This is a genomic window from Streptomyces sp. NPDC059008, assembly GCF_042749045.1.
GTDB lineage: Bacteria > Actinomycetota > Actinomycetes > Streptomycetales > Streptomycetaceae > Streptomyces.
The window spans coordinates 1-1,269 of sequence record NZ_JBHYJC010000106.1 but is presented as its reverse complement, the minus strand read 5'-3'; the positions used below and the strand labels follow the sequence as shown (position 1 = coordinate 1,269).

Sequence of the window (1,269 nt, the reverse complement as noted above, 5' to 3'; positions counted from 1 at the left end):
GATATCGGAGAATTTCCGGAGGGCTTCAAGCTCGACACCCCACGGGTGGAGGACGGAGCAGCAATCTGGCGCATCGCCCGCGACTCGCGGGTGCTGGACCTCAACTCGTCCTACAGCTACCTGCTGTGGTGTCGCGACTTCGCCGCCACCTCCGTCGTCGCCCGCGACGCGGACGGCGAGCCGGCCGCCTTCGTCACCGGCTACCTCCGCCCCGAGCGCCCGGAGACCCTCGTCGTGTGGCAGATCGCCGTCGACGACGCGCACCGCGGCAAGGGCCTGGCGGCCGCGCTTCTGGACGGGCTGACCACCCGGGCCGTGGACGAACTGGGCATCCGTTTCGTCGAGACCACCATCACCCCCGACAACGCGGCATCCAACCGGCTGTTCGCGTCCTTCGCCGAGCGGCACTGCGTGCCCGTGAAGCGCGAGGTGCTCTTCGACGCGGGGCTGTTCCCCGAGCAGGGCCACGAGCCGGAGGTGCTGCACCTCATAGGCCCGTTCACTCCACCGGCCCCCGGGCAGTAGCGCCCCGGGCCGCGCGGCCCCCACGCCGCGGCGGCCCCACGGATCCGGCATCACCCTGTGAGACCGCCGGCACCGCCCAGCCCCCCACCCACAGACTTCCTCATCCTTCGCACTCGTCTCCCAGGAGCATGCTGTGACCATCACCCAGCCCGATCTGAGCGTCTTCGAGACCGTGGAGTCGGAGGTGCGCAGCTACTGCCGTGGCTGGCCCACCGTCTTCGACCGTGCCCAGGGCAGCCGACTGACCGACGAGGACGGGCACACCTACCTCGACTTCTTCGCCGGTGCCGGTTCGCTCAACTACGGGCACAACAACCCCGTACTCAAACGCGCCCTGATCGACTACATCGAGCGCGACGGCATCACCCACGGCCTGGACATGTCCACCACGGCCAAGCGGGCGTTCCTGGAGTCGCTGCAGAACATCATCCTGCGGCCGCGCGACCTGCCCTACAAGGTCATGTTCCCGGGCCCGACGGGCGCCAACTCCGTCGAGGCCGCGCTGAAGCTGGCCCGCAAGGTCAAGGGCCGCGAGTCGATCGTGTCCTTCACCAACGCCTTCCACGGAATGTCGCTGGGCGCGCTCGCGGTCACCGGCAACTCCATGAAGCGGGCCGGCGCCGGCATCCCGCTGGTGCACGGCACCCCGATGCCGTTCGACAACTACCTGGACGGGCAGACCCCCGACTTCCTGTGGTTCGAGCGGCTGCTGGAGGACCAGGGCTCCGGTCTGAACAAGCCCGC

2 protein-coding genes are annotated in these 1,269 nt (G+C 69.3%); both read left to right on the top strand.

The annotated features are described in order from the left end of the window. Positions 1-3 precede the first annotated feature (3 nt). Positions 4-525, top strand: a complete 522-nt coding sequence (ectA, locus tag ACFWZH_RS39435; protein ID WP_384443365.1) for a diaminobutyrate acetyltransferase — start codon at positions 4-6, stop codon at positions 523-525. Between the two features lie 133 nt (positions 526-658). Then, positions 659-1,269, top strand: a 611-nt coding sequence (locus tag ACFWZH_RS39430; protein WP_384443362.1) for an aminotransferase class III-fold pyridoxal phosphate-dependent enzyme, incomplete at its 3' end; no start/stop codon positions are given.